This is a genomic window from Streptomyces aurantiacus, assembly GCF_001418335.1.
GTDB lineage: Bacteria > Actinomycetota > Actinomycetes > Streptomycetales > Streptomycetaceae > Streptomyces > Streptomyces aurantiacus.
In genome coordinates this window covers 1-15,297 of sequence record NZ_LIPP01000362.1, presented here as the reverse complement: position 1 = coordinate 15,297, position 15,297 = coordinate 1, and the positions used below count along the sequence as shown (strand labels likewise).

Sequence of the window (15,297 nt, the reverse complement as noted above, 5' to 3'; positions counted from 1 at the left end):
AACAGGATCACGAGACACTAGCAGTGCGAGTCTGTGGTCGCTCCCGCCGGTGCCTTGCCATTGCATCCTTTCTCAACGTGAGATGCGCGCGCCAGTATTTCGCCCACTAGCAATACCCGATCTTCGAGCGGCAACTGCCATGGTCGGCCACTGCATGTCACCACCACAACGCCGTACCAGCGCCACCAACGAACGGCTCGATCCGCTTCGGATCATCAGTTGAAATCACTCCGCCCAGGCCCAGCCAGCGCATCAACCGCCATACCGGTTACGAGACAACCTCTAGATCTACATAGTTCGCGCACAGTTACCCATGCTGATATTTGATCATTGGCTTTTGCGGGAAATGGGGCCCGCGAGCTCGGTGAGTTGGCCCTCCTTCTCGTCGAACGGCCCTCTTGTCTCAGGGCATTCCCATACACCCGGCTCGCCAGCCCGGCCGACCCAGCCGATCCGGCGCGCCGGCCACGAGCGCAAAGTCCGGCACGTTCCGGGTAACCACGGCACCCGCCGCAATCAGGGCCCAACGACCGATGCGCACCGGCGTCACACATACCGAACGAGCCCTCAGTGACGCCCCCTCGAGACGATCACAGTCAAGGCCCTCCAGTCGTCGCCGCGCTTCAACTTTCCCTGCGGATCGACCGATCGGGGGAAATGGTCGTTGGTGCGGACCGCCGCCGGGCCGACGAACACCCCGTCCTCAAGCACCGCGGGTTCGTACACAAGTTCATAGTTCTGGAGCTTCACGTTGTCGCCGATCCAGACTCCCGGGCCGATGTACGCCCCCGGCCCACGATTGAACGGAAAGCTACGGCTCAAAGTTCTTCGCGCTCTCGGCCAAGCGCCACGATGATGGCGTGCAGCACTTCTGCGAAATCTGGCAGGGAGGCGCGTGGGATGGGATCGATAACACGGGTCCGCACACTGTGCAGGTGGACAGGATAGGCAAGCTGCAACCTCTTCAATCCTTTCGCTGTGAGGATGACATCGACGCCCCGCGCGTCACTTGTGCTCCGCCTTTTGACCACCAGGTCATCAGCAGCGAGAGCGTCGACCAGGCGTGTCATCCTGCTGCCTGATAGATAGACGCGGTTGGCGAGTTCGGTGATTCGCAGTACGTGATCGGGGGCTTCTGACAGGTGCGTCAGGGCACTGTAGGTACTGATCGGCATGTTTGCGCCACGCTGCAAGTCCTCGTCAAGGCACCGCGGAGCCAGCACAAAGAAGCGGGCGAGATCTCGCCATGCCAACTCCTCCAGTGCGTCCAATGGCTGAGTGTTCGGGATAGATCCGTCCGTCATGCCCCCAGTATACTTGCTGCTGCAGGCAGCTATTGGCCCGTGGTAGCAACTACCACGGGCTTCTCCAGCCGCTTCAGGCTGGCGATCTGTACCCACGAGGGGTAATCCACCTCCGACCTGTAGACATCGCCCTGTTCGAACGCTGTGGATGGTTCACGGTCGAGCTGGCTGGTGCCTTTTCGCGTGCCGTCCAGGCAGGAGGCGGTGAAGCGAAACCCGAGCTTTGCTTGCGCGAGCATTGATCGCTATAGGGCCTTTTGTTGCAGAAGAGATAGGTAGCCGCCAAACCTCGCGCTTTCGCAAGTAGGTCTGTCCGGTGCCTGATCAACCCGGACGGGGCCACCGTCGTCGTCTCCGGGGCCAACACAGCACCTGAGGCTGCCCCTTCGGAGTGGACACCCTGACAATGGATCTTGATGGTCCGGGGAGGGATGTCCAGGTGGGACGCAAGTGTCCGTATTGGGAGGAGTTCCGGAAGGATGCTGTCGCGCTGTATCGCGCGTCGGGCGGTAAGCGGACGTACGCGGCGGTGGCCGCGGATCTCGGGATCACCGGGGCGACGCTGCGCACGTGGGTCCGCAAGGACACCAGCCGGCCTGCGCCCGGGCCGCCGGGTGGCACCGCGCTCAGCCGGGCCGAGGAGCCGGCCCGGCTGCGGGCCGGGAACCAGCGGCTGCTGAAGGCGGAGAAGGAGTGGCAGCCGGAGCGGGAGACCCTGCGCCGGGCAGCCGCCCATTTCGCCCGGGAGGTGAAGTGAGCCCTGGCCGCTGTGACTTCATCGTGCGACCATCGCGCCGTCTTCGGCGTGCAGCGGATCTGCCGGGTCGTGGGCGTCTCCCGTTGCGGCTGCTACCGGCACCGGGCCACCGCGCAGGCACGCGCCGCGCGTCAGGCCGAGCAGGCCGCCGCGGTCGCTGAGATCCGGCAGATCCACGCAGGGCACCACGGCGTCTACGCGCCCCGCGGGTCCATGCCGGGCTCCGGGCCCGGGGCCGCGAGGTCAACCGCAAGCGCGTCACCCGGCTGATGCGCGTCAACCATATGGTCGGCCGTCATCTGCGTCGGAAGAAGCGGACCACGATCCCGGACAGGACGGCCCGGCCCGCACCGGACCTGGTTGTGCGTGATTTCACGGCCACGGCGCTGGACACCAGGTGGTGCGGCGACATCACCTATGCCGCTGTCGGCTCGTCGTGGATGTTCCTGGCGACGGTCATCGACATCTGCTCGCGCCGCGTGACCGGCTGGTCCATTGCCGACCACATGCGCACCCAGCTGGTCACCGACGCGCTTGAGATGGCGGTCGCCGCCCGCGGCGGCCAGGCCGACGGCGTCGTCTTTCACACGGACAGGGGCGCCCAGTACGTCAGCCGGGCCTTCGCCGAGGTCTGCCGCCGGCACGGCATCCGCCGCAGCATGGGACGTATCGGCTCGAGCTACGACAACGCCCTGGCCGAGTCCTTCTTCCAGGGCCTCCAACGCGAGTTGCTCCCCGGGCGACGCCTCACCTCGAAAGCTCAGACACGCCTGGAGCTGTTCCGCCGGCTCGCCTACTACAACCGGCGCCGCCGCCACTCCGCCCCCGGCCACCTCTCACCGGCCGAGTTCGAACGACAACTGATCTCGTCACATACGCTGTCACTCGTCGCATGAAACCCGGTGCCTACTCCCGAGGTTGAGCCTCAGTACGGGCCTGCCCCGATCACGCCGACGGGCGCATAGGCGCACGTCATCGTGCGAAATGTGCGAGACATACGGAATCCTCCCTGGCGCGGTGTTCGCGCAGAACCCGCGCTCCGGCATCGACGTAAGACATACGCGCCGGAAACCACCGCACGCCGAACTGCCGGTCCGGGCTTGGCCCTGACTCAGCTGTGGGCGACACGCAGCGGTGGGGATAAGGGCGGCCCGCGGCGAACGACCGTTTCGACGAGGACAGTTCGAGTGGGCGGCGCCCTGCCAGGTCCGAACTCATGCGCCACACGGCGCCGACGGCGGTCAGATCCAGCGGGGTACGGACGGGACCGAACAGGCACCGCAGCAGCGCCCGCAACGCCTCCCACTGCCGCCCGGCAGCGACCAGGACGCCACGCCGGCCGACGTCGATGCCACACAGCAACACCGCGCACAGCATGGTCAACGCAACATGGGCGAGCACGACGGGCCACCCCGCGTGCACGAACGAGGGCCACTGCGCGTGAGCGGGGACGGACACCCCGCTATCCGTGCATACGAACCAGTAGCCGACAACGGCCTGGCACCCGATAGCCAGCCCCAACTGTCGCATCAGCGGCTTGTCGTGGCCCGCGCCCGGCAGAGCGACCCCGAAGAACAGGAGCGCGGCGAGCCCGCGTACGGCCCATGAAGGACTGGAGTCGAATGCCAAATGGTGGACGATGGCGGCCACGAATGTCCCCAGGACGGAGAACAGTCCCGCGCGGGCAGCGGCAACCGGCACCGGACGCGGCACACTACCGCCGTGGCGCAAACAGGACGCCCGTATCGATTCCCCCATGGCCCCACCATGATGGGGCGTAAGCCGCCTACTGTCACCACCCAGCGGGCAGGGGCACCGTTCTCTCGCCAACTGCCCGGAGGTCAATCCTGCACGTCCCGCGACGCGCCTGCCCGCTGGCTTCCAGACCGCGCCGTTTCGCGTGGCTAACGACGCGCCGCCACTCCGCGACCTCACCGCCATCAGGGCCGGTGGCCCAAACGCGCCCTTCGGCGACGAGCCGCTCGATCAGCTCATGAGCCTTCGCCTGCCGAGCCCGCACGACGGGCCTCTCGCTGTAGGGCGGTCGCTGGCCGGCGGGCGCCATCGACTCACCGCCATGAGCGACCGCAGAGTCGTCGTCGGTCATCAAGACCCCAGCGTCCCGCAAGGCATCGGCCGAGCGCCAGGCGCTCGACAACCAAGCTCCACCGCCCTCGCTAGAAACGAAGCCATTCGACGAGCCCGCACTGCCGTACAGAACCGAAAGGCTCCCGTCAGCAGTGGGAGCCCTCTGGGACTTTTCTGGGACTTCCGACCCCATCAACCCGCACGAACGTGAAACAGCCGAAAGGCCATTTGTGCAGGTCAGCAGCCATCAGCCACTCATCGCGGCGGGTCACCGCGTCCGCTGCTCTCTTCCGGGACATCTGACCAGCAGGTCTGCGCTCAGCATCGGCAGCCCTCGGCGCCCCATCGATGCTCGCCACCTCGACAGGGTCTAACCTGCCCGACAAGGCGCCTGACACCCCATCAGAATGAGCGTCATTTCAGCGTCAAGATATCGCCCGTAACGCCCACACCGCACATAATGTGCACGCACGAAACCGCAGGTCAGGCACCCTTTGCCACCGGTTCGAGGATCGCGACGCACTCCACATGGTGCGTCATAGGAAAGATGTCGCAAAGTCGGACTACTGCAAAACGCCAGGTCAGACCGCACTATTGGCCTCATTCATCTACTCGAAACCCCTTAGAGCGTCAAACGAGCGTCAGGCAACTATGTCTTTAGGGCACTGCACGCGCAGTGGGGAACCGTCTTCGCCCACCTGGCAGGTCTCGGTTGCGAAGGGGCGTGCAGCGACTCTGACTCTGATCGGGGGCGGCGAACGTGGGCCGGGCGTCATGCCGTCAGTGCTTCGGTGACGAGGCGGCGCACCGCCTCGTCACCGCAGGCTTCGGCCGCCGCCGTCCACGCGTCTCGACTGATCTTGTTCGCGGCCGCGGACACCGAGTCCCTGATCACATCGGCACTCCATGAAGACAGCACGGACGCGGTGAAAATCGGTGACAGCGTCCATCCAACGTGCGGGTCGACATCGGTCAGAAACGCCGAGGCGGTGGCTCCTTTGGTCAGCGCGCGGTAGCGGCAGGCAACGAGCAGGTTCCGCTGTCGGCCGCCGGACGTGTGGTAGGTGAGGGGGACGACGCGCGGGGCGCTCGTAGTGGTGCGGACCGCGATGTCGACGACATACCGTCCATGCCTGTCCGTCGCGGAGACGGTGAGTTCGACTTCCTGGCGTGGCCCGGTGATGCTCTGCAGGACGTCGTTACCGCCGTGAGCCGACAGAGCGCCGGAAGCCAGGGCGGGCACCGGCGTTTCGTGAGGGCCGGGCGCCGGTGGCAGCACGGTGAGCGAGAGCCACTGCTGTCGAGGGACGTGAGAGAACACGGCTCGCCCGTGCCGGTCCATGGTGGCCAGCCGGTGGTCCTGTGCGGAGACGGCCAGCGCCAGAGTCGGCGCGGACGTGCGGAGGCTGTCACGGCTTGGGGCGGGCGTGACAGCAACGGTCAGGGACGAGGTGTCGCCGCCGTCGGGGTCTAGCCAGGCCAGCAGACGGACCGCTCCCGCTTCAACTGTCCGGTGCCGGGACGTCCCGAAGCCCTCCCGGTGCAACTTGATCAGGCACTGTGTGAGGTCGGTTCGCCAGTCGGTCAGCGGAGTGGAGCGGGTATAGGGGACCTCGCTCGAAGGGGTGCTCAGGCGTGCGCGGCGTGGCGGGGAGGAGTCGGGGGCCGTCCGCGTCGGCCACAGTGCGGAGTCCGCCGTGCCCTCGAAGGAGGTGAGCGGGCCGGGGCCGCCGCGTCGGAGCAGTTCTCTGAGGTGTGTGGTCCGGGGGGCGGCGCCGAGGCCCAGCATGTGCAGGCCGTCGTAGAGCATGCGCAGGCCCTGGCGCAGAATGGGGGGGCCGAGTTCCAGGGCGGCGGCCAGCTCGGCCTTGGCCGTGCCGCGGTCACGAGTGATCGACCCGGCGTACCAGCCGTGCAGCAGGGCGGCATCGCTGGACCAGGGGCAGCGGGCACGCAGTTCCGCCAGGTGGACTGAATCGGGGCTGGGCTCGGTCCGTACTTGCAGGTAAGCGGCAGCGAGGTCGTCGAGGAACGATGTGCCCGCCACGGCATCGATGCCCTGTTGGGCGGCGACCGCGCGGGCGCTGCTGATGTCCCCTCGGTCTAGGAACGTGAGGGCGGCCAAGGCTCTGGTCTCCGGAAGTTCCACACACCAGTCCTGTACCGTGCGTGCATAGCTGAGCGGGTGGATTACGGCGTGGGCTCGGGGTGGCATGAGTGTCGTCCACGCGGGTCGGCCTAACCGGTCCATCTGTAGCGCCAGCAAGCCGTCATCAGGACCTGCCTGCAGCACCGGCAAGCCGTTTTGCGGGGCGGCGAAGGCGTCCGCGCCTCCCTCCCAGACGTGCGCAACGCCGTCGACCGGGAGCCAGCACTCTGCGGTGCGGCCCCACCACGTGAGGACGGCGTCCATCGGTGTGTGGTCGGGCTCTCCCGTGCGAGGTGTGGTGGCGTCGCTCGTGTCCAGCATCACGCAGTTGCCAGGGTCGCCGCTCCGGAAGGTACGTCGGACGACGGCTCCGGTGGTGAACCGGGCCTGCGCCAGATAGAAACCGGTTTCGGGCACGTTCACCGTGCATGGCACGCCGGTCCTGGCGACGGTGGTGGTGACCGTGCGGATGTCGGTGTCGAGGATGTCGACGACGGCGTGGCGGACCGGCATGTGAGAGGGACCCGTGACCATCAACCGGACCGGAGCGCGGCTCATGCAGGCTCCTCCGGCAGCGTCTCGCAGAGCAGGTCCCAGGCGAACAGTGGGGGTACGAGGAAGAGCCGCCCGTCAGCCTTGGCGTAGGACGCGGCGGGGAAGGTCGCCGAATAGTCGTAGTGTCCAGCCGGGGCCTTGTCCGTCCAGAGTTCAGGCAGCGGAGGCCGGCTTCGGCGCTCGAGCGGCTTGGTGAAGGAGGTGAGTTCGAGATGTGCGTCGAGCAGGGCTTCGCGAGGATCGCAACCCAAGGTGAAGGGGACCTCGGGCGGCTGGGCAAGCTGACGGATGACGCCGCCGAGAGGAGTCCCGGTCTCCTGGGGGTGTTGCCGCCCGTCTTCGCCTTTTGGGGTGTCCTTAAGGTCTTCGGGCCGGTTGGACAGTTCCAGGATCGGGCGGTGCAGATGGCTCGTGACGACCCAGGCACCGTCGGGGTTGCGGCGCTCTGCGGCCTGCCCGGACAAGGCCGCCAACAGCGAGGAGGTGAACCGCGTGAGACCGTTCGGATCGCCGTAGGCCGACGCGCCTGCGGAGGTGGACAGGATCAGCGGTGCGTCGCGAGCACCGGGGAGGGCGGGAGGCGCGTCAAGCAGGGCGCGGCCGCGTGGCGGCGCCGAGAGGAGGTTCTCAGCCGTAGCCGTTCTGCAGGCGTCCACGAAGAAACACACCGTGCGCGCCGTGCAGGCCGACAGCACTGCCGCGTAGGTGTCGCGGAGCGGGAACGCGGCGTCGAACGCGGGCCTGCCGGGCGTCGCGAAGTCGTCGAGGAGCAACAGCTGGTCCGTCTCGAGGGCGTAGCCGTGGCCGGTGAAGAAGAACAGCGCCACGTTCTGCGGGTGCTCATCGCAGCGCTCCAGCCAGCCGAGGAGCTGCGTGCGCACGTTGTCATGACAGGCCCGCTGCACGTCGGTGCCGTTCACAGAACGGGTACCCCGCGCGGACACGAGCACGTCCAGACTGCCCAGCGGGGCCACCGCGTCGTCCGCCTGGTGTTCGAGGAGCCATTCAGCCACCTTGAGGGCGGAGGCCGGAGTGGAGAGCAACTGGGAGTACAGCTCTCCGACAGCTCCGGCAGCACTGCGCGGCGGCACGTGGGAGTCACCGCCCTGACAGTACGGATAGTCACCGACGCCGATGACCAGGGCGTGCATCTGGGGTCCCGTACCGGGACGGCGGAAGACGAGGGTCATCGTGGAGACCGCAGCCGTCCGGCGACCCGCTCGTAAAAGCCGGGTTCGTTGAGGTAGCCGCTGTGGGCCCACAGGGCGCCGGTGGGAATGCGGTAGTCCTCTACCCCAGCGAACACGGGTGCCGCGCGAAACGCCAGAGGATCGTTGAGGTCCACCACATTGACCCACCGCCCGATGGTCGTGGGAAGCGCCACCTTGGGTTCGTCCGCGTTGGGGATCCGGTCGTCGCTGGCGTGGAAGAGCTTGAGCTCCTCGAAGTAGCCGACCTGGGAGCCGACGGTGACAAGGATGTCCACCGCGAGGTCGGGGCGGAAGTGGGTGAGTAGGTCGTACACGATGTTGCCGCCCATGCTGTGGGCCACTACGACGAGCGGATCGCCGTCGCCTCGATGCTCAGCGGCAGCGTCGAGGGTCGCGCCGACGATCCGCACGATCGGGCCCGGTTCGGCGACGCTCCCCCGCTCCTTGAGGTAGACGAGGATGTCGCCGAGGCAGGCGGTCACCGTATCGCTGAGCGCCGGAAACAGGCGGCTGCGCAACGGCCGTTGTGCAGCGCTGACGGCCTTCCTGCGCAGCCAGCCCACCGTCGCCAGCAGACCTTCCGGTCCCAGCACCTCCGGCCGGCGGGGCGCTCGCTTCCTGGACGGGGTGCCGTCGGGCAGAAAGGCGTACCCCTCGGACTCCTGAAGCAGTCGCGTGACGAGTTCCCGGTCGTTGCGCAGGCTAGCGAGCCATGGGTGTCGTACGGCGGAGTCAGCTTCCGGATGCAGGCCCTCCTGGGTCCGCAGATAGGCCAGGACCTGCACCGCCACGTGCGCGGCACGGGTGAGCGCGCCAATGTCCCCGACGGCGCCGGGCAGCGCCGCGAACAGTACGGCCACGGCATCCTCCAGTCCCTGTGCCGCCAGCTCCAGCAGCAGCGTGTCCGGTTCGCACCGGCCCCATCGCACGGCCTCCAGAGCCGCGTCGACGACGTCCTGATCAAGGTCCGAAACGGCACCGCCCAGCGACTCGACATCCCGACCGGGTACCGAGGCGTGCCTCCACCGGGCGTGAGCGGCTGCATCACCCCACAAAGGTGCGAACACCGGCGTGCTCGCGGGATCGTCGCTCACCGCAGGGAGCAGGAAAACTCGGGCCAACAGCTCCTGATACGTGGATCTACGCTGATAGAGCGTCCCGCCCCGGTTCCCCACCCCGTGCACGAACACCATCGGCATGTGCCGCCCCCTTTTACACCGCGTCCCTCCCTTTGATAGCGCATCGTCGTTCCCTGGCGTCTTCTTTCGCGAAACTGGCCACACCGGCAAGCCCGCCTCCTATGCTGACTCCCCTGCTGGCGAGGGGGGACGCATGCGCAGGTGGGGACGGCGACGTACCGAGAAACACAGAATTGCGGACACCACAGCGGCATCCGAGGGCAGTGCGGACGGTGCTCCCGCGGAGGACGGCGCGGCGCTGCTCCACCGACTGTGGGAGGCCCGCGAACACCGCGCGGCAGCCCTTGAGCTACGTAGACGGCTCGAGAACTCCCTCTGGTGGGAAGCCTGCCGGGACGCTATCAGCACCGATGTGGACTGGCTGGCCGCGGTCGTCTCAGGGCCTGAGGAGGAAGAGGACATCGGGGCCTGGATCGAGGCCCAGAGCCACCTGCCCGATCCCGAGCGGCTCCGCGAGGCGCTGTGGGCGACCGCCGCCTGCGCCTGGGCGCTCGCCGCTACACCGGACGAACTCTCCGACTCACGGCGTACCCAGTTGCTGGACGCGGTGGCCGCTCACTGGCGGACGGCACACCTGCTTCCGCACACACCCTTGACCACCACGGTGCTGCCGCGACCGGCGAAGGCCGACCTGCCTAAGCCCCTGGACCGTCTCGCGACCCTGGTGGCCGACGCGCACGACAACATGGCGGGTGCCTTCGTCGCCCTCCAGTCCTTGCTCCTGCACGGGCCGATCCCCCATGGACGCACCACCATGGTTCCTGTCCTCTTCCGGGTCGAGGACACGGCCAGCCCTCTGTCCGCGACCCTTGCGCTGCGTACGGTGCCCGGTGGACCCGCGGGCCTGTTCCCCGACCCGAGGACCATGTACGCCGCGCGCGCCGCCGACGACGCCTTCGCCCAAGCGCTGACCGCGGCCTGGCAGTGGGCGCATCGCAAACGCACAGCCCAGGTCTGTGTGGTGTGGAGCGTCACACAGGACGCCGACGCCGAACTGAGGCTGCGCGGCGCCTCGATGGGGGCGCCGCTCGCCGTGGCCCTCGACCGGCATCTCGCCCGGGGCCTGGTCGCAAGCGTCCGCCGACTGCTGACGTCCCAGAAGAACGGCTACGCCATCACTGGAGAAATCGACCGGACGGGCCGCATGCACAGGGTCGGCGGTCTGGCCGCGAAGCTCACCGCGGCGCGCGCCGCGGGCTGGCACGTGATCGCACCGGAGGAGAACCGGCAGGAACTGCTCTCCCAGGCACCCGCCGGTGTGACGGTCCATCACGCCTCCACCGTGCCGGAGGCACGCAAAGAGGTCGATGCGTTCAAGAAGACCGTGGTGGCCGTGAGCACCGCGTTCGTGCTGCTACTCGTCACTGCCGGGGTCTTTCTCCAGCAGCGGCTGCAGGCGGACGACAACGCCGCGGCCGCGAACCGCGGCAAGGTCGATCAGCGTCTGCTCGCCGACGCGGCCGATGCGCGCGCCAACGACCCGCAACTGGCACTGCGTCTCGGAGCGACGGCCCTGGCCCGCAAAGCGCCAGGAGCGCGCGCCGCCCTCATCGACACGCTCACCTCGACCCAGTACGCGGGCACCACGGGCATCCCGTCCGCCGCCCATCTCCTCACGGCTTCCCATCGCGACCTGCTCGCCTCGGTGCAGGAGCACACCATCACGTTGTGGCGTACCGGTAACCGGCCGCACCGCAAGAGCGGCACGATTACGCACGCCCGTGGCGGCTTCGGCACCGCGTTCTCCTCCGATGCCCGCACACTCGCGGTGACGCACGAAAATGGCTCGGTCGTCCTCTGGGACATCAGCGATCCCGACAAGCCTGAAAGACGCAGCCCTTTAGCCCTGAACGGTAAGCGCGTCGACGCCCTCGGCGTGGCCCTCTCCCCGGACGGCCGGCTCATGGCGGTCTCGGAGACGGACCGCCACATGGGCCTGTGGGACATCTCCCGCGTCTCGGCGCCCCGGCTCGTTGGACGCACCCAGATCCAGTACGGCGGTTTCATCGACCAGCTCTCCTTCTCAGCCGACGGCCGCCGCATGGTCACCTCAGCCTTCGACGACCAGGACCCTCCCGCCTCATACGCTTGGGATCTCGCCGACCCGCGCCGGCCCCGGGTCGGCGGTCTCATCGGATCCTCCGCCAGTATGGCCGTCGGCTCCCCCACGGGAACCCTCGCCGCCGTCATCGACGGATACGGCAAGACGACGCTGTGGGATATCACCGATACCAGAACCCCGAGAGCGCTCGGTCCCCCGCTCACCGACCACACGTCCCGTGTCGAGACCGTGGCCTTCTCGCCCGACGGCAATGTCATGGCGACAGGCGGCAAGGATCACAAGATCTTCCTTTACGACTTGGCGCGCCCCGAGTCGCCCGCCAAGTACGCCACTCTCGAAGCCCATCGGGCGCCGGTAACATCACTCGTCTTCTCCCCCGACGGCCGCACCCTCACCTCGGCATCCGGCAAGCAGACACTGCGCTGGTCCGTCCGGCATCCGTCGACGCTCCGGACCCTCTCCACCCTTTCGACCCGGGCATCGAACCTGGTCATCGCGCCCAACCGGCGCACCCTGCTAACGACGTTCGTCGACGGGACCGTCTGGAACCTCGACCGCCGCGGCCGAGCCACGCGCCGCGGCGCCCTCCCCAAGGACGTCACGGTGTCCGCGGCGAAATTCTCGCCCGACGGCCGACTACTGGTCGTGCTGAGCAGCATCGACATCAGCCGCGACATCGGCGTCATGGACGTGTACGACGTCGACGGAACGGCCATGACCCGCCTTTCCAGCACGCCTCGGACAGCGACTGTGGACGACGAGGCGCTCTCCTTCTCCGCCGACGGACGCACCCTCGCCCTCCCCGACGATCGGCATCATGTGGGGTTGTGGGATCTGTCCGACCCCCGCAGGCCCGTGGAGAAACGCAGTCTCACCGGACAGCACACCTACCTCTCGATGCTGCAGTTCTCCCCGGACGGAAGCCGACTCGCCGGACTGGGCGACGATGGCACCCTCATCCGCTGGGCCTGCCGCACGGGCCAGAAGGAACGTACCCGTGCCGTCGGACAAAAGCTCCCCTCCCCTGTGTATAACTCCGAAGGCGAGCGGATCGACTACGGTGACGTGCTCGGCACTCCCCTGGACAGTAAACACTTCATCACCCAGCAAGAAGCCGAGGACCAGGTCTGGTCCTGGGGACCCTCCGAGGAGTTCACGCAGACGTCATCGGCCCGGCCTGGCTTCTTCGGCTCCGACGCTGATGGGCCCCTTGACGTCCGAGGCATCCAGGCTGTCTCCGCCGACGGGAAGCTCGCGCTCACCGAGGGCCCCAACTCCCAACTGCGCGCCTGGGACCTACACGACTTCGCCGCCCCCGTCCAACTCACGGAGTTCACTCCCGCCGACCCCCAGACCAGCGGGCTCACCGATGTCACCCTGTCCCGCGACGGCAGCCTGCTCTTCATAGCGACACAAGACGACGTACAAGTACGTGACATCGCACCGCTCAAGCGAATCGCGGACGATCCGACGGGGTTCGCCTGCCGACTCGCGGACGGCGGCCTGACCGAGGGACAGTGGGACCATTACCTGCCGGACGACACCTACGAGACACCCTGCCCTGCGGCACACGACTGACGCAATCCCTCCCCGTGCCGACCCGGGGACGGGAGGGTACGATCGCACAATCACCGTCCCGTTCAAGTAACTCGGCGTCCTATTCTTGCTGATTTCCGGTTGTGCCCCTTCGTGTCCCACCACTCCTCGAGGTGAGCATGAACGAGATGCACGAGCTGACTCAGCCGGTCGGGAAGCGGCGCGTACGAAGTGAGTACACCAGCCCATGACTTGTCGCTCCAGGACAAGGTGATCACCGAGCGTTCATCCCGGTGGTTGCGGTGTCGCATGGACAGCCGGTATGCCAATGTCGCGCTCCTGCCCGCATGATGCTCAACCGACAGCCGCACGACATCGAAACGCACTCCATCAGCCGTCACGTATGAGTGAAGGTTTTCCATCTTGATCAGTTGGTGAGTTCGAGGGCGACGACGGCTCGGACGACGGCGGTGATCCTGGAGGCCCACGTGGAGGAGCAGCTGGCGCTACGCCTGGGCTGCCCGGTGCCGTTGCCCCGATCGGGCGAACGCCTGCCCGCTCCCGACCAGGTACGCGGCGCGAACCTCCGTACGATCACCGGCCTGGCCGTAGACCTCGCGGTCCTGGTCAGGGCGGCCGGACACCCGTTGCCCGCGGCCCTGACCGCAGCCGAGCCGGTCGAGGAGGTCACCGCACGGCTGGAGGCCGTGGGCGCGCTCGACTTCCGGCCCCTGTCCCCCACCGACGTCGTCGGCTGGCTGGCGGCCCTCGGCCAGCGGCCCGACGGGATGGCGGGATGGCGGTGGCGACGGAACCCGAACGGCACGGGCTGTCCGGGGCCGACCTGGACCGGGTGCGCAACGCGGCGGAACACGAGCGCCGCGAACGGGAGCGCAAACGGCGGTCGATCTCCGTCGGCGGCTGCGATTTCGACGTGGACTCCGGCGACTTCACGGCCCTCACCCGCGAACTTGACCGGGTCCTGCAGAGCGGCTCGGCGTCGGGCATCACCGCCGTCGGGCCGCTCCGCTTCACGGACCCCCGTCCCCAGACCGGGCGCCCCCAGGCCACCGGTCGCACGCGTGGGCGGCGGTACGGGGGCGGCACGGAGAGCGGGCTGACCACGGCCCAGCGGGAGGCCATCGGGTACGTGGGCGAGTGGTACGCGTACCAGTGGCTGTGTGCGCGCTACCCGGACCGCATGGACGAGACTGGCTGGGTGTCGGGCAACCGCCGCAAAGCCTTCCCCGGCCCGTCCGGCGACGACGGCCTCGGCTTCGACTTCCGGGTCGGCTCTGGCAGTCGACCCTACCTGTACGAGGTGAAGGCGACCGGGGCCGAAGGCGGCCGCTTCGAGCTGGGAGAGAGCGAGGTCCGCGCGGCCCGCCAGCACGCGGGCAACGACCGCTGGCGCCTCCTGGTGGTCACACACGCCCTCACCCCTCACAAGATGGCCATCCAGATGCTCCCCAACCACTACGGAAAGCGCGGCCGGGGCCGCTACCGCGAGGAGCGCGGGGCACTGCGCTTCTCGTACCTGCTGTGACCTTGACGTTCAACTCCAGCGCGAGATGAGTCGGGGTTAAACGTCAAGTTCAACGAGCTCGTGCACGGTTGGCGGTGAGACCAGTGCGCGCTGCCGTTCATTCGGGTCAGACCGTCGATCCACGATCACCAACCCACCGCGCACTCGCACGCCCTGTACAGAGCCGAAAGAGTGGCTCCTGCCCGTGGGAGTTCTCTGGGACTTTCCTGGGACTTCCGGCCGCATCAGCCAGTACGAGCGTGAAACAACCGAAAGGGCATTCATGCAGGTCAACGACCTGCGACGGCCAGACATAGCAGGTCACGGCGTTGGCTGGTCTCTTCCGGGACATCTGACCAGCAGGTCTGCGCTCAGCGTCGACAGCCCTCGGCGCCCCATCGATGCTCGCCACCTCGACAGGGTCTGACCTGCCCGGCAAGGCGCCTGACACCCCATCAGAACGAGCGTCACGAGCGTCATTTCAGCGTCAACATATCGCCCGTAACGCCCACACCGCACATAATGCGCACTGGCAAACCCGCAGGTCAGGCGCCCTTTGCGACCGGTTCAAGGATCGCCACGCACTCCGCATGGTGCGTCATAGGGAACAGGCCAACGAGACTCAGCAAGGCGACTCAAGCCGGTCACCGAGGGGCAGCAGGACTGCGTGACTACGACTTCGCGATCGGCACGGCCACCTGAGTACACCTCATGCCAGCGAGGAGACCGACCGCAGCGAGGTCTCACACGTCACGAAGTCGGTGGAGGACATCCTCGGAAGCAGTGACGACATTCGACGGCGCCGCGGTTCAGCGAGGGAAAGCGGGCGGTGGCACGGTCTGCGTCCCGAGCGGTCCGGTGCGCGACCCGTCCCGCTCCCCTCTGTTTGGTACCTTTCACTGGACACGCAA

The 15,297-nt window shown here is 67.6% G+C and carries 7 protein-coding genes and 2 pseudogenes; 3 read left to right on the top strand and 6 right to left on the bottom strand.

What is annotated here, in order from left to right:
* Window positions 1-327: 327 nt before the first annotated feature.
* Window positions 328-795 (bottom strand): annotated as a pseudogene (locus tag AOK01_RS35170) (acyltransferase); the annotation flags it as partial.
* 23 nt (window positions 796-818) lie between these two features.
* Window positions 819-1,304, bottom strand: a complete 486-nt coding sequence (locus tag AOK01_RS35165) for a MarR family winged helix-turn-helix transcriptional regulator (protein WP_079104019.1) — start codon at window positions 1,302-1,304, stop codon at window positions 819-821.
* Between the two features lie 439 nt (window positions 1,305-1,743).
* Here AOK01_RS35165 and AOK01_RS42090 point away from each other — a divergent pair.
* Window positions 1,744-2,957: pseudogene (locus tag AOK01_RS42090) on the top strand (IS3 family transposase).
* Between the two features lie 76 nt (window positions 2,958-3,033).
* Here the strand turns inward: AOK01_RS42090 and AOK01_RS35150 are convergent.
* From AOK01_RS35150 to AOK01_RS35130, 4 genes are all read right to left on the bottom strand, one after another.
* Entirely contained in the window at window positions 3,034-3,690 is a 657-nt protein-coding gene (locus AOK01_RS35150) for a hypothetical protein (protein WP_213862198.1), read from the bottom strand.
* Between the two features lie 1,231 nt (window positions 3,691-4,921).
* Complete coding sequence (locus AOK01_RS35140) at window positions 4,922-6,856, bottom strand: hypothetical protein (RefSeq protein ID WP_055518885.1); 1,935 nt, start codon at window positions 6,854-6,856, stop codon at window positions 4,922-4,924.
* Window positions 6,853-8,043 (bottom strand): caspase family protein, encoded by a 1,191-nt coding sequence (locus tag AOK01_RS35135; RefSeq protein ID WP_055518884.1) that lies wholly within the window; start codon window positions 8,041-8,043, stop codon window positions 6,853-6,855. Before AOK01_RS35135 ends, AOK01_RS35140 begins: the two co-directional genes overlap by 4 nt.
* Window positions 8,040-9,257 carry a lipase family protein gene (locus AOK01_RS35130; protein WP_169800174.1) on the bottom strand — a complete coding sequence of 406 codons (1,218 nt, stop codon included), beginning with the start codon at window positions 9,255-9,257 and terminating at the stop codon, window positions 8,040-8,042. Before AOK01_RS35130 ends, AOK01_RS35135 begins: the two co-directional genes overlap by 4 nt.
* Window positions 9,258-9,615: 358 nt before the next feature.
* Here AOK01_RS35130 and AOK01_RS35125 point away from each other — a divergent pair, with 358 nt between their 5' ends.
* Window positions 9,616-12,903 carry a WD40 repeat domain-containing protein gene (locus tag AOK01_RS35125; RefSeq protein WP_055518881.1) on the top strand — a complete coding sequence of 1,096 codons (3,288 nt, stop codon included), beginning with the start codon at window positions 9,616-9,618 and terminating at the stop codon, window positions 12,901-12,903.
* Window positions 12,904-13,657: 754 nt separating this feature from the next.
* Window positions 13,658-14,407, top strand: a complete 750-nt coding sequence (locus AOK01_RS35120; RefSeq protein WP_055518880.1) for a protein NO VEIN domain-containing protein — start codon at window positions 13,658-13,660, stop codon at window positions 14,405-14,407.
* The last annotated feature ends 890 nt before the right edge of the window (window positions 14,408-15,297 follow it).